Origin of the sequence: Haloarcula quadrata, from assembly GCF_003634715.1 — an archaeon.
In the GTDB taxonomy this organism is placed as follows: Archaea; Halobacteriota; Halobacteria; order Halobacteriales; family Haloarculaceae; genus Haloarcula; species Haloarcula marismortui.
The window spans coordinates 1,472,564-1,494,607 of sequence record NZ_RBWW01000001.1 but is presented as its reverse complement, the minus strand read 5'-3'; the positions used below and the strand labels follow the sequence as shown (position 1 = coordinate 1,494,607).

21 protein-coding genes and 1 pseudogene are annotated in these 22,044 nt (G+C 60.1%); 9 read left to right on the top strand and 13 right to left on the bottom strand.

Annotated features, from left to right (window positions below; translation table 11 throughout):
* Window positions 1–30 precede the first annotated feature (30 nt).
* Window positions 31–657, top strand: coding sequence for an METTL5 family protein (locus tag BDK61_RS07710; protein ID WP_011223010.1), 627 nt, complete (start codon window positions 31–33; stop codon window positions 655–657).
* Here the strand turns inward: BDK61_RS07710 and BDK61_RS07705 are convergent.
* On the bottom strand, window positions 654–2,312 hold the full coding sequence (locus tag BDK61_RS07705; protein WP_121302919.1) for a rhomboid family intramembrane serine protease: 1,659 nt from the start codon (window positions 2,310–2,312) through the stop codon (window positions 654–656). The genes BDK61_RS07710 and BDK61_RS07705 overlap by 4 nt on opposite strands.
* 115 nt (window positions 2,313–2,427) lie before the next feature.
* On the bottom strand, window positions 2,428–2,847 hold the full coding sequence (locus BDK61_RS07700) for a DoxX family protein (protein ID WP_004962204.1): 420 nt from the start codon (window positions 2,845–2,847) through the stop codon (window positions 2,428–2,430).
* Window positions 2,848–2,983: 136 nt separating this feature from the next.
* Between BDK61_RS07700 and BDK61_RS07695 the strand changes: the two genes are divergently transcribed.
* Together BDK61_RS07695 and BDK61_RS07690 are read left to right on the top strand one after the other, a co-directional pair.
* Window positions 2,984–3,334, top strand: a complete 351-nt coding sequence (locus BDK61_RS07695; RefSeq protein ID WP_004962207.1) for a winged helix-turn-helix transcriptional regulator — start codon at window positions 2,984–2,986, stop codon at window positions 3,332–3,334.
* 46 nt (window positions 3,335–3,380) lie between these two features.
* Window positions 3,381–3,707, top strand: coding sequence for a DUF5789 family protein (locus BDK61_RS07690; RefSeq protein ID WP_004962210.1), 327 nt, complete (start codon window positions 3,381–3,383; stop codon window positions 3,705–3,707).
* 48 nt (window positions 3,708–3,755) lie between these two features.
* On the opposite strand, the gene aglJ is transcribed toward BDK61_RS07690, so the two are convergent.
* The gene (gene aglJ, locus BDK61_RS07685) at window positions 3,756–4,802 is read right to left on the bottom strand and encodes an S-layer glycoprotein N-glycosyltransferase AglJ (RefSeq protein ID WP_121302918.1); all 1,047 of its coding nucleotides are present in this window, start codon (window positions 4,800–4,802) and stop codon (window positions 3,756–3,758) included.
* Between the two features lie 249 nt (window positions 4,803–5,051).
* Between aglJ and BDK61_RS07680 the strand changes: the two genes are divergently transcribed.
* Window positions 5,052–5,894: a TrmB family transcriptional regulator gene (locus BDK61_RS07680; protein ID WP_121302917.1), complete on the top strand. Its 843-nt coding sequence runs from the start codon at window positions 5,052–5,054 to the stop codon at window positions 5,892–5,894.
* A 2-nt stretch (window positions 5,895–5,896) separates the two neighbouring features.
* On the opposite strand, the gene BDK61_RS07675 is transcribed toward BDK61_RS07680, so the two are convergent.
* The 6 genes from BDK61_RS07675 to BDK61_RS07650 form a co-directional block, all read right to left on the bottom strand.
* A complete protein-coding gene (locus BDK61_RS07675) occupies window positions 5,897–6,994 on the bottom strand; it encodes a glycosyltransferase family 4 protein (RefSeq protein ID WP_232508550.1) in 1,098 nt (365 codons plus the stop codon).
* Between the two features lie 42 nt (window positions 6,995–7,036).
* On the bottom strand, window positions 7,037–7,579 hold the full coding sequence (locus tag BDK61_RS07670) for an alkaline phosphatase family protein (protein ID WP_244209726.1): 543 nt from the start codon (window positions 7,577–7,579) through the stop codon (window positions 7,037–7,039).
* A 56-nt stretch (window positions 7,580–7,635) separates the two neighbouring features.
* Complete coding sequence (locus tag BDK61_RS07665; protein WP_121302916.1) at window positions 7,636–8,910, bottom strand: IS4 family transposase; 1,275 nt, start codon at window positions 8,908–8,910, stop codon at window positions 7,636–7,638.
* 82 nt (window positions 8,911–8,992) lie between these two features.
* Window positions 8,993–9,784, bottom strand: a complete 792-nt coding sequence (locus tag BDK61_RS07660; protein WP_244209725.1) for a sulfatase-like hydrolase/transferase — start codon at window positions 9,782–9,784, stop codon at window positions 8,993–8,995.
* Between the two features lie 45 nt (window positions 9,785–9,829).
* Window positions 9,830–10,798: an alkaline phosphatase family protein gene (locus BDK61_RS07655; protein ID WP_011223017.1), complete on the bottom strand. Its 969-nt coding sequence runs from the start codon at window positions 10,796–10,798 to the stop codon at window positions 9,830–9,832.
* 49 nt (window positions 10,799–10,847) lie between these two features.
* Window positions 10,848–11,720 carry a hypothetical protein gene (locus BDK61_RS07650; RefSeq protein ID WP_121302915.1) on the bottom strand — a complete coding sequence of 291 codons (873 nt, stop codon included), beginning with the start codon at window positions 11,718–11,720 and terminating at the stop codon, window positions 10,848–10,850.
* Between the two features lie 96 nt (window positions 11,721–11,816).
* Here BDK61_RS07650 and BDK61_RS07645 point away from each other — a divergent pair, with 96 nt between their 5' ends.
* The 4 genes and pseudogenes from BDK61_RS07645 to BDK61_RS07635 all read left to right on the top strand — a co-directional run bounded on the left by BDK61_RS07645 (window position 11,817) and on the right by BDK61_RS07635 (window position 16,030).
* Window positions 11,817–13,202 carry a sulfatase gene (locus BDK61_RS07645; RefSeq protein ID WP_121302914.1) on the top strand — a complete coding sequence of 462 codons (1,386 nt, stop codon included), beginning with the start codon at window positions 11,817–11,819 and terminating at the stop codon, window positions 13,200–13,202.
* Window positions 13,199–14,641, top strand: coding sequence for a lipopolysaccharide biosynthesis protein (locus BDK61_RS07640; RefSeq protein WP_121302913.1), 1,443 nt, complete (start codon window positions 13,199–13,201; stop codon window positions 14,639–14,641). Before BDK61_RS07645 ends, BDK61_RS07640 begins: the two co-directional genes overlap by 4 nt.
* A gap of 35 nt (window positions 14,642–14,676) precedes the next feature.
* Window positions 14,677–14,754, top strand: a pseudogene (locus BDK61_RS24150) (hypothetical protein); the annotation flags it as partial.
* Between the two features lie 109 nt (window positions 14,755–14,863).
* The gene (locus tag BDK61_RS07635) at window positions 14,864–16,030 is read left to right on the top strand and encodes a sulfatase family protein (protein WP_279629710.1); all 1,167 of its coding nucleotides are present in this window, start codon (window positions 14,864–14,866) and stop codon (window positions 16,028–16,030) included.
* Here BDK61_RS07635 and BDK61_RS07630 read toward each other — a convergent pair.
* The gene (locus BDK61_RS07630; RefSeq protein WP_121302912.1) at window positions 16,018–17,211 is read right to left on the bottom strand and encodes a glycosyltransferase family 4 protein; all 1,194 of its coding nucleotides are present in this window, start codon (window positions 17,209–17,211) and stop codon (window positions 16,018–16,020) included. The genes BDK61_RS07635 and BDK61_RS07630 overlap by 13 nt on opposite strands.
* Before the next feature lie 3 nt (window positions 17,212–17,214).
* Window positions 17,215–18,150 carry a glucosyl-dolichyl phosphate glucuronosyltransferase gene (gene aglG / locus BDK61_RS07625; protein WP_121303914.1) on the bottom strand — a complete coding sequence of 312 codons (936 nt, stop codon included), beginning with the start codon at window positions 18,148–18,150 and terminating at the stop codon, window positions 17,215–17,217.
* Window positions 18,151–18,246: 96 nt separating this feature from the next.
* On the opposite strand from aglG, the gene BDK61_RS07620 reads away from it, so the two are divergent.
* Window positions 18,247–21,060 carry an oligosaccharyl transferase, archaeosortase A system-associated gene (locus BDK61_RS07620; RefSeq protein ID WP_121302911.1) on the top strand — a complete coding sequence of 938 codons (2,814 nt, stop codon included), beginning with the start codon at window positions 18,247–18,249 and terminating at the stop codon, window positions 21,058–21,060.
* A 131-nt stretch (window positions 21,061–21,191) separates the two neighbouring features.
* Here the strand turns inward: BDK61_RS07620 and BDK61_RS07615 are convergent, their stop codons facing one another.
* Together BDK61_RS07615 and BDK61_RS07610 are read right to left on the bottom strand one after the other, a co-directional pair.
* Window positions 21,192–21,371: an HEWD family protein gene (locus BDK61_RS07615; protein WP_007189933.1), complete on the bottom strand. Its 180-nt coding sequence runs from the start codon at window positions 21,369–21,371 to the stop codon at window positions 21,192–21,194.
* Between the two features lie 128 nt (window positions 21,372–21,499).
* Window positions 21,500–21,955, bottom strand: coding sequence for a hypothetical protein (locus BDK61_RS07610; protein WP_004962246.1), 456 nt, complete (start codon window positions 21,953–21,955; stop codon window positions 21,500–21,502).
* Window positions 21,956–22,044: the final 89 nt, after the last annotated feature.

Here is a 22,044-nt window from a genome sequence, read left to right as displayed (position 1 = left end):
TTTTTGAATGAATCGGGCGTATCTCGGGTAATGCCGACAAAGAGTGCGCTCGCCCAGCAACTCGCCGTTGTCGCCGGGTTTGACAACCCACGGGCCAGTCTCGAACAGTACCGGACACCGCCGGACCTGGCAGCGCATCTGGTCCATACTGCAGACCTTCAGGGCGACATTCAGGGCCAGACTGTCGTCGATCTGGGCTGTGGCACCGGGATGCTGTCGTTGGGTGCAGCGTTGCGGTCACCGGCGCGGGTTGTCGGGCTGGATATCGACCCTGCGCCGTTGTCGACAGCACGCGAAAACGAACGGAAGGTCGGGTCGACGACGCCAGTGTCGTGGGTTCGAGCAGATGCCACCATGGCCCCGCTGGCACCTCCTGTCGAGGAAACCACTGTCGTCATGAATCCGCCCTTTGGCGCACAGTCGGACAATGAACACGCTGACCGACGGTTTCTCGAAACTGCCGCGTCCATCGCGGGCGTTTCGTACTCGATTCACAACGACGGAAGCCAATCGTTTGTCGAATCCTTCACTGACGACAACGGCGGCGAGGTGACCCACGCTTTCGAGACGGAGTTCGACCTGCCGCGACAGTTCGATTTCCACGAATCGGAGCGACAGGTGATTACCGCGGAAGTGTATCGCATCGACTGGACCTAGCTCTGCGCCGCTTGCTGGCGACGCTCCGCGATCTTGACGCGAGTGCCATCTGTCTCTGCGTACAGCCGTGAGCGGTTCCGCTCGAAGGTCAGCCCGCCGATCCGCGTCTGCGTCATATTCGCCGGAAGCGGTGCCTGCCCGACCGTTTCGTTCCCCTGTGTGACGACCACGTCGAATCCGTTCTGCCGGGCCGCGACTGTCACGTTCCGGCCGTCGAGTATCACGTCCGCCGTCAACGGCTCCGAGGTGTATGCCGTCCGGGGCTGGCCGCCCTCGCGCCTGAGCTGGACCCGATAGACGCTGGAATTGCCGAGTACCGACCAGTCCACCCGGTTTGCGTACACCGATTCGCGCCAGGTCGGCCCGCCGACTGTGACCCGCTCCTGACCGTCGACGGCGAGCTGGCCCGGCTGGATAGCGGCGATCCAGACCTCCCGCTCTGCGCTGGCAACGATGACACCGCTTTCGTTGACGCTCGCCCCGCCCCGCTGTGTTGGGACCCAGATACCGTCGAAGTACGCGTTAGGCACGTTCTCATCGTAGGTCACTACGTAGTCTCTGACCTCGATGCCGTCTTCGGGGAGCTGGTCCGCCTGCAGGTCGACGACGTTCGTCGGGACGGCAGCGAGACTCAGTGCGCCGAGGACGACGAGCAGAACCATCACTGCGAGTGACGCCGGATGGCGGTCGAACGACGGGCGCAAACGCCGGCCAGAACCGATGGTCGCCGCGGCGACGACGAGCGCGAGGACGAACACCAGCGCCGTCCCGGCCCAGCGGAACAGCCGAAACCGGCCGCCACCGAGCGGGATGTACACCGCCCAGAGCCCCTGTGCGACCGCGAACACGAGCGTCGCAAAGAACACCCGCAGCGTGTCGGGGCGTTCGTCCCGACGCCACAGGAGTGCGAGTGCCACGACGACGCCTGCCAGAATGCCGATGGCGTGCCCCTGAATGGCGATGTTGGACCACCACGGCGTCACAAAGCGGGTCTGACCCGAGGCCGTCGACACCGGGTAGCGGAGCGCCGAATACAGGAGGTCGAGCACGCGGTTTCCGAGAAACGCGCCGAGAAACAGCGTCGGCCGTGTCACGAGCGCGAACCCGGCAATGGCAAACACCACGCCGGAAAAGCCCACAATCGGCCCGATAGCGAACACCGCGGAGAACACGCCCACAACGAACATGGCGGCGGGAACGGCCAGAATTCGGGCAAACGGGTTCGTCCGAAGCGACGTGAAAGTCTGCACCCCGCGCTTGCGAGGGTAGTGTCCCCAGACGTACTCCGCGACCGTCCCGTACACCAGTGTGCCCATGAGGTTTCCCGTGATGTGGCCCTGACTGCCGTGGGTGAACGCGCCGGTGAGCATCCCGAACGGGTAGAAGTACGACCACGTCCGGAACGGGGTCACAAGCGGGTTCCGTGGATGCCACCACGCGCCCTGCAGGAACAGGTACACCGCCGCGACACCCGCAATCGTCAGCAACGTTCCCCACGGGGCCCCGAGGAGTAGTCGTCCCCGCAAGCCGTCGCCAAGCCGCATATCCGAGACGCGACGGATGGTAAGGAGGACGGCAAGTACCACGACGAGGACGACCGCTTCCTGCCACGGGAGCCATGCGGGAATGGCCGGCGTCGGCAGCGACTGCATCATTCACGCACAGTTCAGGTACGGGACGGCTTATGAATGGCGGCAGATGTCACTCTCCAACAGTGACGAACGGGGAGCGGACCGGACTCAGGCAGCCGTCCCAGACGGGTACGTCGCCTCAGAACAGGGACATGCCGACGCTGTAGGGCCACGAGGTGCCGGCCACCGCAAGCAGCGACAGCGCGCCGCCGGCAAGGGCGACGTTCTTGAGGAACTGCGTCATCTCGTCCTGTACCTGGTCGTCCGGGACCGCCCAGAAGTCGTGCATGGTGACGGCGGAGACGACGAGGAACGTCGCCAGCGCCCCGGCTGCGATGACGGGGTACGCACCGAGGATGACGAGGATACCGCTGACGAGGAGCAGTCCGCCGCTCCCGTAGACCGACGCCACCGGTGCCGGGAGCCCCTTTGCCTCCGCGTAGGGGGCCATCTGTCCGGCGTTCTGGAAGTGGTTCAGACCCATGAACGCAAGCACCCCGCCGAACAGGAGTCGGCCCAGCAGGAACAGTTCGCCCGCACCGGCGGACTCGAACGCCATCAGTCGCTCACCTCCGGCGCAGGGGTGGTTTCGCTACGAGACTGCCGAACCGCGATTGGTAGTTTCATTACGTTACTTGGTTCGTATGCGAACCTATTTGTACGTTCCCGGACAAAGAAGATACCAGGTAGCACCGATGTCATCTGAAGTATTCACTGCCGCGGACGAGGAGGAAGAAAGCGGGCCGTGTGCCGTCATCGAATCGCTAGAACAGATCGGGTCGCGCTGGCGACTTGTCGTACTCCACGAACTCCAGAACGGCGAACAGCGGTTCAACGAACTCAAACGCGCCACCGACGCTAGCTCTCGCACCCTCTCGCGGGTCCTCGACGACCTCCAAGAGATGGGCTTCGTTGACCGGCGGCTCGAAGAGGACGCTCCCGTCGCAACGTACTACCAGCTCACGCCCAAGGGCGAATCACTCTGTCCGGTGTTCGCCGAAATCGAGGGCTGGGCCGAGGAGTGGCTGGCTGGTTGCGAGAATTAGGCCGACAACGCAGACTTTTCTATCCCCCGGCCCCATCACGTTACCAATGGGAGTACGGCCACCAGCCGATAACAGTGACGAGCCAGACGTCATCGAGTTCGGTATCGCGGCACTCGACGCCCGCCTGTCGGACGTGGACATCGAGTATCCCGCGACTGCGAGGGAGGTCCGGGACGCCGCCGGACACGTCGCGGTCCCGTTCGACGCGTCGGGTCACTCGATGACGCTCTCCGAGGCGCTCGACGAGACGACCGCTACGGAGTTCGACAACGAGCAGGAGCTACTCAACGACCTCCATCCGATATTCGAACGAAAACGGGAAGCCACCAGAAACAGTATTCTCTCCCAGCTACGCGCGCTGGTCCCGTTCTAAAGGAAACAGCGAGAGTTCCACGGGTCACCTGACCCGTGGTCGTTTACATTACTCGTCGGACTGATGCGGAGATACCGCCGGCTCTGTCTCTGTGTCGCTATCTTCGATGCCCTCCGCGCCGCTGACCTGCTGGTCGTCAAACACGTCCGCCGGCTGACTGTGGCTCTCGTGTGTGAGCTGGACGGCGATGTCCTCCAGCCGGCGCGTCTGCTCGCGGTTCACCGCCACGAGCATATCCGACAGGACGCCGAACATGAGGAGTTGGATTCCCAGCAGAATAGCAAAGGAGCCCACAACCGCAATCACCTCGTGAGAGATGCTGTTGACAACCCAGTCGTAGGCCACGTACGCGCCGAGCAGAAACCCGACCACAGTGCTCCCGAGACCAACGCTCCCGAAGTAAAACAGCGGATTGTTTGTCTTTGCCATCTGGTACAGCGTCAGGATGATCGTCGCGCCGTCCCGGAACGGGCGAAGGTTCGTGTCGGACTCGTCGGGGCGGGGCTGATAGGTGATCGGCACCACCGCCGTCGAGATGTTGTGTTTGACACACTCGACGGCCATCTCCGTCTCGATACCGAAGCCCGAGGCCGTCAGCGAACTCCGCTGGAAGGACTGACGCGTGAACGCGCGATAGCCCGAGAGAATATCGGTGAGGTCTCGTCCGTGGATCGTTTCGAAGGCACTGTTGATGATACGGTTGCCAACCTGATTCAGTTTCGTCATCGCTCCGGGTCGCATATCCGCAAACCGGTTTCCGATGACGTGGTCGGCCTGGCCCGACAACAGCGGTTCGAGTAGTCTGTCCGCCTCGTCGGGTCGGTAGGTCTCGTCGCCGTCGGCCATCAGGACGTACGGCTGCTCGATGTGGCGCGTCACCGCCTCCCTGACAGCCTGTCCCTTCCCCGAGCCGGACTGTTCGACGACTTGTGCGCCGGCCGATTCGGCGCGGTCCTGTGTCCCGTCAGTCGAGCCGCCGTCAATGACGAGGATGTTGTCGAAGCCCTGCTCACGAAACCCGGACACGACCGACTCGATGGTCTCTGCCTCGTTGAATGTCGGCAACAGTATACAGACGTCGTCTCGGTCGGCCATTGACTCAACGTCATCCACGCGAAGGCAAATAAATGCGGGTCTGACCTCAGTCGTTGCGCTGCTCGCTCATGTGCTCCCAGACCTCCGCACAGCCACAGCCGTCTTCGATGTCTGCCAGGTGCTCGTCTTCCTCTGTCTGGGATGTCGCAGTCATGTTACTCACTCTGCGAGTAACTACTTGCCGCCACCCACTAATAGATTTGGGCGCCGGGCGACGCGTTTTACATCCCGTGCCACACATGGGCGTGTATGAGCGACCCTGCGGACGTGTTCGACCTAGTTGGGCTGACCGAATACGAGGCGACGGCGCTGGAACAGTTGCTCTCGCTGGGCCGAACGACAGCCCCGAATCTCGCGGAAGCCAGCGGCATCCCCAAGGCCCGCGTCTACGGCGTGCTGGAGTCGCTGTCCGACCGCGGCTTCATCAAGGTGATACCCGGCCGCCCCAAGGAGTACCAGCCGAAATCTCCCAGCGACATCCTCGACCGGGCCGTCGAAAACCGCAGGCAGTCATACGAATCGTTCGCCGCGGACATGGACTCCTACCGCGACGCCTTCCTCGCCGAGTACGAGCCGCGGTTTGAACGCGCTAACGAGGACATCTCACCGACGGCCGAACTGTTCCATGTCGTTGACGTCGGCGAACCGAGCGAACGAGAGACCAGACGGCTGTACGACGACGCCGATGAAACGCTTCGGGTTATTACCAATAGCTTCGCCTACCTCGACAACGTCGAGCGCGCACTGGCGGAGACACTCGACCGCGGGGTCGAAGTTAACGTTCTCTTCTTGCACCCCGATGCACTCCCACCGAAGAAAGCTGCTGTTCAGGCTGACATCGTTGACCGCCTGACGGCGGAATATCCCGCCATCGACCTGCGGTTCAGCACAGAGAAGCTCCCCTGGCGCGGCACGCTCGTCGACCCAAGTATGGATTACGACAGCGGCGAGGCGATTCTGCTTGTCGAGGAGCCGGACGTTCCCAACCATATGCGCCAGGCCGCAATTACGGACAACGGGTCGTTCGTCGCTGGGATGAAACGCTACTTCGATCTAGTCTGGGAGTATGAGAGTGTCCAGCGGTCGAACTGAAATTACCCAACAATATCGTCGTACAGTGCGCTGTACTGCTGTGCGACGGTCCTGATCGTGTATTTTTTTTCAACTAAGTTCCGTCCTGTCTGTGCCAGCGCCTCCCGACGTGATTCGTCCGACAACAGCACCTCCAGACAGCCGGTGAGGCCGTCGACGTTGTCGACCTCATGATACAGCGTGGCGCCGTCGTACAGTTCTCTGAACGTCTCAATATTCGATAGCACCGTCGCGGTCTCCGCGGCCAGTGCCTCAGCGACAGCTGAGCAAAACCCCTCCCAGCGGGACGGCATTGCGAAGGCATCAACGGCCTTCGCCATAGCGTAGACGGCCCGGCGCTCGACCAGACCCGCAAAATAAACCCGCGATGTAATGCCAAGTGCCTCGGCAAGCGATTCAAGCCGTGGTCGTTCGGGTCCGTCGCCACAGATAACGAGTTCGACCGGTCGGTCGGTTCGCCTGTTCAGTTGGGCGACGGCCCGAATCAACGTGTCCTGTGCCTTTTGTTCATAAAGCATGGCCGCGTTGCCGACGAGGAAAGCGTTGTCTGAGGGGGTGATGTCATCTGGTAGCGCAGGTGCAGTCTCGTCGATTCGGTCCATATGGACTCCGTTTGGGATTCGTCGAACTCTTCGTTTGGGTAGTATCGCTCGCTCCCAGAGAGTGAATGACTGATAGACGCTGTCGGAGATACAGACTACACGACTGGCAAGCGGGTTGGTGACGCCATTGGCTATCCGACCCTTTCTGGTGAACCCGTCGCGGGTGTTCCCCTCGCGAGAGACGACCGGTACGTCGACGCGTCGCGCAATGACCTTCGCGAATGCCCCAGAGTGGTTGTGGTGGGCTTGGATAAGGTCGTACTCCGAAAGGATGTCGGTAGCACGGCGGTACGTCGCCGGATCGATACCGAGCGCTGAATCCGGCGCGTCAAGGGACCGAACGTCCAGTAGCTCCTCGCCAGCAAACGGTCCTGAATCGAACCAGGTCAGGATGTCGACGGTATGATCGGTGTGCCGTGTTACCGCCGTCGCAATCTCCGCCGGGATGCTCCCTTCCCCGACCGCATTCACGACGAAACAGATGTCCAACGAAACCACGATGGTCCATCTTCGCTGAGACCGGACAAAACGGTTGTGACCTCAGGCGTAGCCCAGATCTTCGAGGCGCTCCATCACTGGGTCCGAGACATCGATGTCGTCGGCATCCTCCAGATATTCGAGATCATCGACTAGTTCGTCCATCCGGTTACGGGGAGCTTCAAGCAAGGCTGTCCCGGATTCGACGAAACTCCCGTCGAAGTCCTCATACCCGTAATAGTTCTCGGCCGCAGCGATGCCATACAGCTCCCGGTCATACGTCGAGAACTCGTCGGCTTTCCCGGCGGCCTCTAGCTTTTGTTCACGCCACATGTTTAGACCAAGATACTCAGTCAGCTGCGGTTCGTGATCTACCGGTGACCGGAGGTCTCGGCCACGACCCTCGTACCTGTCGTCCTCAACGCCAACCATCCCCAGTATCGTTCGGTGAACATCAATCAGGCTGACAATCTCTTCACGTGTCTCCACATCGTCCATCCCCCATATTGACAGTGGAACATGGGTCAGCTCCTGATATAGGCCCAGCCCGTGGCCCCATATCCCGTTTTCACCGAGGTTCTCTCCGTGGTCGGCCAGTGTGATCACATAGTCAAACTCATCACGGAGTTCCGAAAATATAGCCTCGTACCATTCGTCTTTAGCTAAGACTCACACCTCGGTTGTGTAGCGGTAGCGAGTGTCTCCTGTAAGATCGGCCGTTGCTGATGAATCTTCTGAGCGTCTTCGATTAGCCGCTCCAACAACGGCGGTGGCGAGTAACCGAGGTACTCGCCGAGTTTGTGGAGGATGAGCTGGGCGTGCGACCGGAAGGTCGCCGCCCAGCGTTCCGGCGGAAACACGATCTCATCGTCGGCCTGCTCGGTGACCAGATCCAACAACTCCCGGCTCACCAGCAGTGACAGCAACGCAGCGTATAGTAGAATTTTCACGACATCAGGGTTGTTCGTGTCGAATTCGTCCAGTTCATACTGCGTCTTCAACTCACGGAACAGAGTTTCTACTTCCCATCGACACCGGTACAGCGTCGCTAGATCTGACGGCAGGAACTCCTCTCTCGGCAGATTCGTTATGTAGAGATGGTAGTCGTCGGCGTCCTCGTTGCGGACGCCGACGACGCGGAACCGCTTCGTATCCAGTGACCGCGTTCCCTCGTACTGCCCTCGCTTGAATTCCGCTTCGACCTCTACGTCGATGTACTTCCGCGAGAGGTCATCGACCACATCGTGGATCTGCTTGCCCTCCAAGGGAATGGCGCGGCCGCGCCATTCCCATAATTCCGCCGTTATCACCGGATTCGCGTTCTGCTTCAGCCGACTCACGAAGTAGCCATCGTTCTCGTCGATCAACGCGAAACGGCGGTACTTGAAGTACGCTCGATCGAACAGAACTAGCCGTCCTTGTAGCCACGAACCTGTGTTGAACAGCGTGCTGTCGTGCGTTTTCTCGTCCGTTACGTCGATCCGTTCAATTGTCTGGTCGGTGGCGTTGTGGAGCAGGTGGAGCTTCGCTCCAGCCTGCTCCTCGTGACGGGCTTGGAACTCATCAGAGAGGAATTCGTGCAACCTCAACACTGTTCCATCAGCGATCATCACGTCCCTGAATCGGTCGATATCAGCGTCAAAAGCGTCTGGAACAGCGACCTCGTCGAGGCCGCGCTCGACGAGGTCGCGGAGATACTCTGCCAGCGTCGGTGTCAACCGGTGATAGAAGCCGCCAGAAGAGATCGGTTCGTCAGCTGTGGCGTTGTAGCAGCGCCTGAACCCAGCGAGTGTTCGGCTCTCGCCTGCGGCGAAGCCGAACACGAGCGCCCACACGAGGACAGGAATCTGAAGCTTGCCTTCTCGCTCGACCACGCCGAGTTCCTCGGCGTGCTCTTCGAGGAACTCAGAGGGAAAAAGCGTAGTGAGCCGACGCATGATTCTCGTTGAGGAGCGAGGGTTGTGCACAGACTTCTCCTCCTCATTCCTCTCGAAAAATAGCCTCGATAAGCCGTCGCTGTCACGCGGTTCTCATCTTAGCTAAAGACGGATGAGCCTCGTACTTCTCGGAGAGATACCGTACCGAGTCGTCGTAGGCCTGTCTGATGGTTTCAGCGTATGTTTCGTCGATTGGTTCCTCTTGGACAGACTCGGCAAAGCCAGGCATCTCATCGAAATCCACTGTTTGGTACTCCTCGGGTGGCCTGTACGGTCCATGAGCTTCCATTAGATTCATAAAAAGGAAGGCATCGTCTGCGAAGTCTGTCCCTCGAACATATGAAAGCCCCTCCTGTGCTCCGGAGTCGGACACCGTATGGGTCCGGTATTTGATTTCTAGCCCGTGTTTAAGACTGGGGATTGTGTCACAGTCGCCCGAAAGACACGACCACAGCGCCTTCAAATAGCGCTTTGGGCCCTCATCGCGGTGTTCCCGAATGAACGCGTTCCACTCGAAGATGTTGTCGGTCGCATTGGCGTGTTTGGAGTTCCAAGAGCCGCTGTAGCTGTCGAATCCCCAGTCCCAGCCAAACTGCCGTGAAATCTGGACGTTCGCACTGAAGGCGTGGGTTTCCAGTCCCTCGCCCTGAAGTCGGCGGGCAAGCGGGGGACTGGGCGCGGTGAACTGGTGGGAATTGGCGTTTGTTCCCGTTTCACTCGGGTAAAGGCCAGTGAACAACGAGGCGTGTGATGGGACGGTGTAATGACTCGGTGCATGGGCGTTCTCGAAGTTGGTTCCCGGAAGCCACTGGAAGTGTTTGTCGAAGGCGTCTTTCCGGAGCGTATCCAGCACAATCAGGGCGACGCTGGTCATATCTAATCGGAATCACGTCGTCGGTATAAATCTCACTACGATAGGTTACATGTACCCGAGGTCTTCGAGTTGTGATGTCACTGTGTCGTTCCCCTTTATGCTGAGAGAATCGCTACTTGGGCCGCTGTGATCTCGGTGACGAAGTTCCGCCTCAATTGCTCCTCGAACATCGAGAACGCTATCTATCCCCTCAACGAGACGCGGTGACGTGCCTGCCACCATCGCCTCGTGGGTGTGGACACCGTTCTGAAGCCCATGATCGCTCACGAGGAGGAGCTCATCGTCCTCGCGTAAGTCGCTGGCCACCTCGCCGACAAAATCATCGAGTTCACTGTAGGCCTGCATCTGGAGGTTAGGCTGGTCGTAGGTAACGTGTCCGATAAGATCAAGTCCGCTCGTGTAAGCGAATATGAGGCTCTCTCGACCACCTCGGAGTGCTCTTCGTGCTCGGGCGATCCGAACCATCGACATCTCCAGACATTGTTCATAAAACGCTGCCGGGTCGGATGATGTATGGCCACCCTGAGCGCTTCCGTCACGTTCGAACAGGTCTCCGAGGCTCCGCCGAAGGCTGTGTTCTCGGTCCTCATTTTCGGGATCGACGACGTAATTCGGGATGCCAATGGTCGCCGCTTCACGCCCGTCGAATACCGTCGAGATCCCTTCTTTTTCGTAGTAGGTCGATGGAACACGAAACGCGTCTTCACCGGTATTGTTGAGCAGCCACGCACCAATGCTGGTTTGAATCCCGTCAGGCAGCAGGTAGCTCGCGGCCGCACTCCCGTACCGTAGCAAGGGATTCTCCCATGCGACACCGTCTTCCAGTTTGAGTCCGTGTTCTTTGGGAGCAAGCCCAGTGATAATCGTTGGCCACAGTTCGTGGGTACTCGGCTCCCCCTCAACACTGTTTATTGTCTCTATGGACTGATAGGTATCGAGCGTGAGGTTTGGATGGTTCGCAGGGTCTACCAACTCCGGGTCCAGCGCGTCGATACCAAGAACGACCAGCACCATGATTGTCTCAACTCGGCTACGTGCCCATTTAACACTTTATTTACTCTGGCTATTCAGCATACCCTAAGGCCTCCAAGCGGTCTTTGACCGTCCCGTTGTCTACCGACTCAGGCTGAGAGGGTCCAAACTCGACCCATGGGACAGCCGTCAATGGTCTGATTCCCACCTTGCAAGGGTGTTCGTACATTGTGGCCTCTGTGAGTCGTCCAAACACTTCACCGTGGTCGGCAGTGACAACGACACTGTGACCGTCTGCGACCCACGACTCGATGGCTGGAAGCAACGTCCGCCAGATGCTCCGAACTGATGCGCGGTAGGCATTGTAGGCTCTTTCAACATCGATCTTTCCGCGGGCCATCGCAACTTGCATTCCGGCTATCTCCTCGTCACCATCCGTCCACGGACCGAGGTCGGGGTATGCGAGTTCCCAATTATCTTCGATCCGGGCGACGTAGGGCCAGTGAGGTTGCTGGAGGTGCGCGATGACAGGTGGTCCGTCCCCGCTGACGTGTTCGGTAACTCTATCGAGAAGTGGTTCAGGCAGCACGGTCTGGCGGCGCTCATCCCAGTGGCTCTGCCAGAAGTGTTCGAGTGAGTCAGCCTCAAATTCGAACTTTTTGTACTGCGGATTGGCAGTCAAAACTGTCTTGTCAGCAAACAGGTTCCGATCTCTAGCAGCTGCGAGCCAGTCTGGGGTACAGCTGGCTGGTGTGGTGACTTCTTGGACAGGCCAATCGACGGCGTCCCGACAGGTGTCAAGCCGACAGGCGTCAAGAATGATCAAGATGTCCCAGTCGTCCTCAGCGATTCGCTGGTGCTGATCAGCGCCGACCGTCGAGGTGGCATGCTGGAGCAACCATTTCCTGAGCCGGTATGAAAGCTGCTCGCTCGCGCTGGTTTCTGCCGTCGGGCTCTCTGGCATATATTCGGCTCTCTCACAATGCGTGATAAATCGTCCTTCTCCGGCTGGAACCGGAATATAAATTACCGGAGGAGAAATCAACAAATAGTACACTACATGTCGACGCCGAATATCGTCTGGATAACTCTCGACAGCCTCCGATCAGATCACACGACAATCGGGGGATACGAGCGCGACACGACCCCGGAGATAGCCGACATAGCTGATTCTGGCCACGGGTTCGATACGTGCATCGCCCACGGTAAATCCACACTACCCTCCACTGGCGCAATCTTAAGTGGCTACGCTCCGACCCACACGAATATCGGCATCGAAGGGAACGCAGTTCCAGACGGTATTACTACAGTCGCGGAGCGCTTCCGCGACGCTGGCTACCGGACGGCCTGCCTGTCCCGCAACTCGTATGTTAGCTCTGCGACCAATCTTGACCGCGGCTTCGATCGGTTTCAGTGGCTCGCATCATCAACGATTCACCGGGCCGGTGCAAAGACCCTCGCCTCGTACCTCTGGAACATCCGGAGCCACTCAGCCGGGCTGACGACAGACACGGCGAAACACGCGTCGCCACTGCTGATGAACGGCGTCGCGAAGCGATGGCTGGGCGACTTCGAATCCGAGTCTGAGCCGTTCTTTTTCTATCTTCATTACAACGAACCCCACCGGCCCTACTACCCGCCGGGGAAATACCTCGATACATTCACCGACGATCTAGAGATGTCCGGGCGCGAGGCCGCCAAACGTGCGCTCGAGATCCACTACAGCCTCGATGAAATCGTCGCAAACGGCTGCGACCTGACCGATGAAGAGTGGGCCGCGCTGCGTGCGATGTATGACGCGGAGATCGCATACACAGACGAGATGGTTGGGCGGCTCGTCTCTCATTTGCGCTCGCTCGATCTCGGCGACACTGTCGTCGTGGTGACTGGGGACCACGGCGAACTGTTCGGCGAATGGGGATTGCTCTCGCACAGCTACGTCCTGAACGATGCCGTTACCCGCGTCCCGCTCGTCATTAACGGACTTGACGAGTCGCTAACCGTTGACGATAGCGACATCATCCAGCACAGCGACGTGATGCGGACGCTGCTCGAAGTCGCCGGCGTGGACGGGTCGGATACCATCGGAGTCGACCTCCGTGAGGAGGGCCGTGAATTCGCCGTCTCTCAGCGGGGCCCGAACACGTACGAGGAACTGCTCACACACAACCCTGACTTCGACTACTCGGCGTTCCACACCGGAACGCTGAACGCGCTCCGGACAGAGGAGTGGCGCTATCAGGAGAGTGGAGAGGGTGCGGAACTGTTCGATCTAGCCGATCAAGAGACAGACGTTCGCGAGGCGTACCCTGAGGTTGCCGAGTCGCTACAGTCCGACCTGACCGATTGGGTTGAGGCGAACGGCCAGCCGGTGTCTGAGGGCCAGCAGGAAGAGTTCTCCGGCACGGTCCAGCGCCAGCTCCGAGACCTGGGCTACATGGAATGAGGCTCGGTAAGACCGCCCTCTCACATTTCGTCTCGCAGGTGGTCGTTTCGCTGGCTGGCTTCGCTGCAACATGGCTCATCGCTGTCGTTCTGGGTGCAGACGGTCTTGGGCGGTATTCTGTTATCGTCTCGCTGGGCTTCTTTTGGCTGGTGATTCCGGGTAACGCTGTTGCGAACGCGATGAAAAAGCGGATTAGCGAGGGTGACAGCCCTGCCGGTTTCATCGGCGGCGGTATCCTGCTCAACGCGGTTACGACTGCCGTACTCGGCGTCCTCATCTTGGCGGCCGGCGAACTCCTTGGTGGGATTGTCTCCCGTAACCGCGAGCTCATGCGGGTCCTCATCGATTACGACGTGGAGATCGTGGTGATGTTGGCCGCGGCAGTAGCATACCGGACGACACAGGGAAGCTTGCAGGGACAAAAACGAGTTGCCACGACGGGTTGGCTCAAGGCCGGCGAGCGCGTGATGCGAACCGCTCTACAGGTCGGGGCGCTTCTGGCGGCGCTGGGCGTTGCCGGTATCGCGCTGGGCCACGCCTTGTCCTTAGCTGTCGCCGCCGCGGTCGCTTTCCTGCTGAGCAAGCGGCGGCCGGCCCTGCCCACCGTCGACCAACTCCGGAGCCTCGTCGACTACGCCAAGTACGCGTGGATGGGAGCGCTCCGAGGCCGGGTCTTCGGCTGGCTCGACACCATCTTTCTCTCGTTTTTTGTCAGTGCATCTCTCATCGGTATCTACGAGGCGGCATGGGGCATCGCATCGATGCTCGCGATCGCGAGTTCTTCCATCAGCCAGACTCTTTTTCCCGAGGTCAGCGACCTGAGTACGGCGGACGGCTACGACCGTATTGTTCACTACCTCGACGAGGCACTGGCGTTCAGCAGTATCCTCGTCATTCCGGGACTCGTCGGCGCGGCCGTCATCGGCGACCGGGTCCTTCGGTTCTACCGCCCGGAGTTTGACCAAGGTGCGACAGTATTACTCATCCTCATTGCGGCCTATCTTGCCGACGCGTTCGCATCCCAGTTTACAAACGTCATCAACGGGGTCGACAGGCCCGACGCAGCATTCCGTGTCAACATGGTTTTTATTGTCTCTAACGCGATCTTGAATGCAGTTCTCATCTGGCAACTCAGCTGGACAGGTGCGGCCATCGCCACCGCGCTGTCGTCACTACTTCGGGCGCTGATCGGGTACTGGGTGCTCGGGAACATCGTCGGATCCATCCGCATTCCGTACCGGACACTCGGCACCCAGGTCGCCGCTGCCACGGTGATGGCCGCTGCAGTCTCCCCTGTCGCCATGCTGATGCCTCCGGGTCGGTTGGGGACGCTGCTGCTCGCTGGCTTCGGCGGGGTCGTCTACGCTGTCGTCCTTGTAATCATTTCGGCGCGGGTCCGTGCGAAGGCCCGATTGGTTATGCCGGAAACGACACTATAGCAATCCTTAATTGTGCCACTGGCGGACGCAGTAGCATGAACAACGTCCTCCTCGTTACTATCGATTCGCTACGAGCGGACCACGTGGGGTACCACGGATACGAGCGAAATACTACGCCACAGATTGACGCTTACGCGGAAGAAAGCAGCACGTTTCTGAACGCCTTCTCATGTCGGTGGCACCCGCTTTTCATTTCCCGGCATCCTCTCGGGCGTGACGCCGATGATGTACGGCGGTCACGAACGGATTTCCGAGGAACAGACACTCATCTCGGAGGTATTCAACGACGCCGGCTACCGCACCGGCGGGTTTCACTCGAATCTCTACGTCTCTGGGAAGTTCGGCTACGACCGGGGGTGGGACGAGTTCTACGACTCGGCGCCCGATGAGTCGGCGACCTCGAAGCTCCGCAAGTGGGCCAAGACGAACCTCGATGGCACACTGCTCTCCCTCCTGCGGCGGGGCTACGACTTCCTTGAGTCTTCACAGGGTATCAATGCCGGGTCCTATCACGTCCCGGCCGACGAAATCACAGACCGAGCGATCCAGTTCATCGAGGAGAGCGACGATGAGACGCCGACGTTCGTCTGGGCACACTACATGGACGTCCACCATCCGTTCCTCCCACCCGAGGAATACCAGCGGAAGTTCCGGGATGAGCCAGTGTCCGACGACGAATCGATCCAACTTCGTCGCAAGTATATCGAGGAGCCCGAGGCAGTGACTCCGGAAGAGCACCAGACGTTCATCGACCTCTACGATGCGGAGATACGGTTCAACGACGCGGAGGTCGGTCGTCTCATGGACGCCGTCAAGTCAACGTGGGGAGACGACTACGTGATGGCGCTGACCGCGGACCACGGCGACCACTTCCTCGAACACGGTTACTTCGGCGGCGCCCGCCTCCTTGATGTGAAAAACCACGTCCCGCTCTTGATTAACGGCTGGGACGATACGGGAAGCTACGACGAGCTAGTCGGACTGACCGACCTGCCCTGCACGCTCGTCGACACCGCTGGGCTCGATATTCCGAACAACTGGTTTGGACAGAGCCTCCGGCGACTCGCCTTCGACGGAGAGTGGGACCGCAACGAGATTCTGGGCGGCTACCGCGATAGCGACGGTTACGAACACCTCCGCATACGAGAGCCCGAGTGGAAGCTCATTGCCCACGAGGACGACGAGGATGACGAGCTATACGACCTGACAGCGGATCCTGAAGAGCAGGTGAACGTCATCGAGGATCATCCATCTCGGGAACGGCGGCTGCGCAAACAGCTCGATGACCACCGGCAACTCGTTCGAGCAACGGAGGCTGACGATGTCGAGCGCCCGGATATGGATGAGGATGTCAAGGAACGGCTCCGACGGCTGGGTTACGACGAGTAGCCGGCGACGGAACGAAGAATACCGCGGTATCGCTCACAGGCCGCGTCGAAACTGTACTCGCGTTCGATCAGGGTGCGTCCGTTCTCGCTGATTGCTGCCAGATCGTTCCTGTCGAGAATCCGCTCGATACCCGCCGCCAGTGCCGTGGATTCGCGCGAATCGATGGTGAAACCGGTCTCCTCGTCCCTGACCACGTCCGGGACACCTGAGACCGGACTGGCATATACTGGCGTTCCGCAAGCCAGCGCCTCCAGAATAGTCGTCGGGAGCCCTTCGGTCGGCTGGGAGGGCAGTATCAGGAGTTCGAGGTCATTCAGGGCGTGTGGGACCTTATCGTGGTCTACCCAGCCGGTCAGTTCCACGTGACCGGCCTCGATATCTGCGGCGAGGTCTTCTTCCAGCCACTCTCGGAGGTCGCCGTCCCCAACGAACCGGAAGGTGATGTCGTCGGGGAGTTGTGTGGCAACTGCAGCCAGTTCCCGGACACCTTTTTCTTCGTCGAGCCGTCCGAGGAACCCGACGACGCGGTCGCGGTCAGCGTAGGGTCGCTGGACGCAGAATTCGTTCGTCCGGACGTAGCGCGCCCCTGTCGGATACACGCTCGGAGATTCCGGATGCAGGTCCAGTTGGCGAGCCATCTCGGGCGTGTAGGTGATGACGCCGTGTGCCACGGCGAAGCCGGCTCGTTCGAGTGCACGGACGGCCCCAGCAAGGACAGCCGCCACCTGGTCAGGCAATTGCTGTTCCCAGTTCAACCGGAGCGTCAGCGGCACGTCGCCGCGGGGTTCGACGAGGACGGTCTTCCCCAGCAACCGAGTCACGACAATGGGTAGTAAGTACGACGTTGCGCCGAAAAACAGGACCACGTCCTCGTCCCGGCCAGCGATGACGCGACACATCCGGAGCTGGTTCAGCAGAAACCGGAACGCGGCGATGACAACGGAGTCACCCGCACCTTTCTGCGTGAGTTCGACGAGTTCGTGCCGGTCGCGGATCTCGGAATCAGCTGGCAGATCAGCTGTCACGAGCGCAACCGATGTGATCGCAGAGAGGATATCCAGCAGGCTCCGCGTGGCGTTCTCGCCGGCCGCGGCAAGCGGATGCGTGACGACACAGACGTTCGGCAGGTCCGCTTCCTGTGTTTCCGTTTCACGCTCTTGATGACGTGTTGGTTCCGTCATCTGTTACCCCCAGACAGTCATGCCGTACAAGTAGCCAAAGCCAACGAAGGCGGTGAGGGCAAACAGGAACACGAACTGTAACAGGCCGGCCACAGAGGGAGCGCGGATGAGGCCCCAGATCCTTTCGGGGGCAAACCGGAACAGGAGGTCGCTGAGGAAATCGGACTCCTCGCCGGTCGATTCCGGGACAAACACCTCCATGCCGCGCTTCGAGTACCCCTGCCAGAACGCCCGGTCTAACAGCCAGCCGGGATCAGTCCGGTAGTCGAATATCTTGTGCGCGACAAGGGCCTCCGGGGTGTAGTACACCCCTTCGTCGTATTCAGTTCGTAGGCGCGCACAGAGTTCCGTCTCGCCGCCCTGCAGGTTCTTTTCACCCTGTCGACCGCCGATGTCATCGTCGAAGCCGCCCAGTTCGAGAAACACGTCTCGGTCGAAGGAGATGTTCGAGCCGAAGGTGTTGCGAACGACGCCGGGTTCGTCGGGGTCGCCGTTCGGTCCGAACCCGCTGTGGGTGACACCGATGAGCCAGTAGAACTCCGCGGGGAGAAAGCTGGGTTTGCCGGCGACCCACGCCGGCGTCATTCGGCCGCCGACCGCGAGCGCGTCCTGCTGTTCGTAGGCATCGACTAGCGCCGCGACCCACTCCTCGTCAGCGATCGCGTCGTCGTCGATGAACGCGACAACGTCTCCGGTAGCGACCTCGGCCCCGTTGTTCCGGCTCTCTAGCAGTCCGACGTTTGCATCGTTACAGTGCGTCAGGACATCGTCTCGGTTGCCGAAGTCAGATTGGTACTGCTTGTACACGTCCCGGTTCCCATCTGAGACCAGTACGAGTTCCACGTCGTCGTAGGTCTGGGCTAAGACGCTCTCGGCCGCCGCTCGACAGTCGTCATATTGCTCCATCGTGTGCGTACAAAGCACGACCGAGACTCGCATGGTCGGTGGTGTGCCACCGGTGCTGTTAGGCGTTTCCATCCTGCGCTCGCATAGAGGTCAAAAGGCTTATGCGCGCCTTGGCAGTTTTTCCGTGCAATGAGTCAATCACGGGGCTATCTTGACGACAACCCCGAACTCGAGTCCGCCCTGGAGTGGGCCGAGCGTTGGTACCACGTTCCGGTCCTCCTGGTACTGCTCGGGTTCATGCTGTGGAATCGCGTACGGAGTTGGGAGAACTTCATTGTTGACGGCGAGGTACTCTTCAGCGGAAACGACGCCTGGTATCACTACCGGTCGACCCAGTACGTCGTTAACAACTGGCCCGCGACGATGCCGTTTGATCCCTGGACGTATTTCCCATACGGAACCAGTACGGGGCAGTTCGGAACGCTGCTCGATCAGATCGTCGCGACAGTTGCCCTGATTATCGGTCTGGGTTCGCCCAGTGAGCAGACTGTTGCGATGACACTCCTGTTTGCTCCAGCCGTGCTCGGGACGCTCGTTGCGGTTCCGACGTACCTTGTCGGACGGCGACTCGGCGGCCGCCTCGGCGGCGTAACTGCGGTTACTGTGATGGCATTCTCGACGGGGGGGCTCCTACAGCGGAGCCGCGTCGGGTTCTCTGACCACCACGTCGCTGAAGCGCTCTTCCAGATTCTCGGTGTCCTCGGTGTCATGGTGGCTGTCAGCGTCGCCGCGCGGGACAAGCCGATCTATGAGCAGTTTATCGAACGAGATATAGACGCACTCCGGGATACCATCAGTTGGTCCATGCTGGCCGGTGTGGCAATTGCGATGTATCTCTGGGTCTGGCCGCCGGGTGTGCTCCTTCTCGGGATACTCGGTGTCTTCTTCCTGCTCCGACTGTGTCTTGAATACGTTCACGACAGTAGCCCGGAACACACGGCCATCGCGGGCGCAATCACGATGGTGACTGCCGCTGTGGTGAGTGCATCGAGGATCAATGTTCTGGAAATTACAGCAACCGCTCAGTCGCTGCTACAGCCGGGGCTGGCGTTGGCCGTTGGCTTCGGTTGTGTGTTCATGGCGTGGCTAGCTCGATTCATGGAGCAGCGAGAGTACGGCCAGTACGTGTATCCGGCGACCGTGTTCGGAATCCTCGCGTTCGGGGCCGTTCTGATGGCAGTATTGACCCCTGACCTGTGGAGCTTCTTCACAAACAACGTGATACGGATAATCGGGCTCACAACCAGCGAAACGGCCAACACCGTCGGCGAAGCCTCGCCACTGCGGAACGCTGGCGTCTTGTTTGACCGGCACGGGTTCGCTGTCATCGTGGCGGGAATCGGCGGCCTCCTCCTGCTCGGAAAACAGTTCCTCTCCGACGACGCGCCTGCGGAAGAGATGCTCGTCGTAGTCTGGGCGGTATTCATTCTGCTGGCCACGTTCACCCAGCGACGGTTCGCCTACTATCTCGTCGCACCGATTGCAGTGTTATCGGGAATGGTTGTCGGCCGATTCATCCGCTGGTTCGATTTCAGTGCCGACGATGGTATCGAGTACTATCAGGTCATGACAATTCTCACGGTACTTCTCGTCATCGTCGTCCCGCTGTTTGCGTTCGGCACGACGCCGGTTGAAGCCGGTTCGACCGGTCCCGGGCCGAGTATTCAGGGCTGGGACGAGAGCCTGCAGTGGATGGAAGGCAACACACCTGCAGAGGGAGCCTACGGCTCCGGCGGTGACGCGACACTCGAGCACTACGGCACCTATGAGCGACAAGAAGACTTCGACTACCAAGAGGGACAGTATGGTGTTCTGTCGTGGTGGGACTACGGGCACTGGATTACCACCAGAGCAGAGCGCGTGCCGAACGCGAACCCGTTCCAGCAGGGAACTGAGACAGTCGCCCCGTTCCTCGTCGCACAGAATGAAACGCAGGCGAACAACATCCTTGACAGTACAGATGAGGATGACGCGAAGACGCGGTACATCGCCGTCGACTGGAAGATGGCTGAAACCAACGGCAACCTCAATGGCAAGTTCTTCGCGCCAGCGACCTTCGCTGATGGCGTGGAGCCGGGTGACTACTACAGCCGAATGTACATCCAGTCGCAGGACGGTGCCAGACAGATAACGTTCCAGCAACAGGCCTACTACGAGACGATGACCGCTCGGCTGTACCGGTTCCACGGCAGCGCCGCAGAGCCACAACCAATTGTCGTTGACTGGGAGAACAAGCAGACAGGCCAGGGGGCCCAGTACCGCGGTGCGCCGACCAACGAGCAGGAACCAGAGGGCCAGCGACAGGGACAGATCGTCCGCCAGTTCGAGAGCATGGAACAGGCCCGTCAGTACGTCGAAGAAGACGCGACCGCACAGATCGGTGGGTTCGGCGACAACCCATCTGAACGGGTTTCAGCAATGGAGCACTACCGCCTAGTCGGTTCCAGTGAGACTGAGGCGTTCCCGAACAACCCGCGGTATCAGTCCTCCGCCTGGGCAAAGATATTCGAGCGCGTCCCCGGGGCAACGATTGAAGGGACCGGACCGGCGAACGCGACAGTCCGGGCCGCCGTCCAGATGCGCAACCCGGCCACGAACAAGACGTTCGTCTACCGCCAGCGGACCCAGACAGATCAGAACGGGAACTTCGAGATGACCGTTCCCTACTCGACTACTGGGTACGACGACTGGGGTACTGACGAAGGCTACACGAACGTGAGCGTCCGTGCCGAGACTCAGTACCAGTTCACCGCAATCGGAGCCAACAACGGCAACCGAACCGGCTTTACCGGCGCGACCGAGGTCACTGAAGGACAGGTCATCGGCGAGGACGACGACGCCGCAACCGTCGAACTGGAACCGGTAACGATTCAGCAGGGCAATGGCACCAGCGGTGAATCTCGCACGCCAATGACTGAAGACGCAGCTGAAGCGGGCGCATAGCGGAGTCCCAGTGGTCGGTCGCTGGCCGACCGCCTGTTTGATCTACCTGAGATTTTTGCAGGGTTCCGTCAGCGGAGTACGTTCTAACGGTGACAGCCCTGTCAGTCAAGAAGGCGATAGCAGCGGAACGGTCACTCGGCCAGCGGATTGAACGTGCCGTTGATGTCCCACTCGTGGAGACAGTGTGGGTCGCCGGATTGTTTGGTTCCACTGTCGGTGACGATACGCCAACTGTGTTGGTCCGGGTCCCACTCATCGACCCGCCCACACCGCTCACACTCGCGTTTGCGTGGGGTGACGATTTCAGCCATATCTGGTGCAAGCGCGTGGGTCATTATCAGGCTGCCGGTCCCTGACCGGTCCGACCGGAACGATTCACAGCCGACAACGTGAGAGTGCTGTACCGACGCTGACGCCGGTAGTGCAACCGCTGGCGTGCTCAAAAGTCCGGGAGGTCGTCCGCGTCAACCTCTTCGGCTTCCCAGTCGAGGTACTCATCGGCCAGCACCTCGCAGACGACCTGTCCAAACTCGGTCAGTCCGGCGTTGATACCTGAAACAGTGCCCCAGGAGTCGATGTCCGGATGAATCTCCCGCTCGCGCCAGTCCTCGGGTAAGCCCGGAGCGTGGTAGCCGACGCGGCCCGCAAAGGAGTCCCAGAAGAAATCGAACTCTTCGATGAGCCCCAGATCCGTGACAATCTTCCACTGGTCGGCATCGAGCGACGCGTCCGTGGCCCATTCCTCGAAGGCGTCCGCCCACGCGCCGTCGTCCAGGGCCTCGGCGAGCTCCTCGCGCCGGTATTCGTCGCCCTGTACCTCCGCGTCATCGTACTCGTCGGCAGCGACGCCGGTGGACAGCTCCGGCCGCTCCGGCGTCTCAACATCGAGTGTCATAATCGTGGTACGTGGCGGAGCCGAATAAAGCTCATACTGTTGGCTGTGCCTCCGTGACAATATGCGCCACTCCGCGGTGACAAATATTT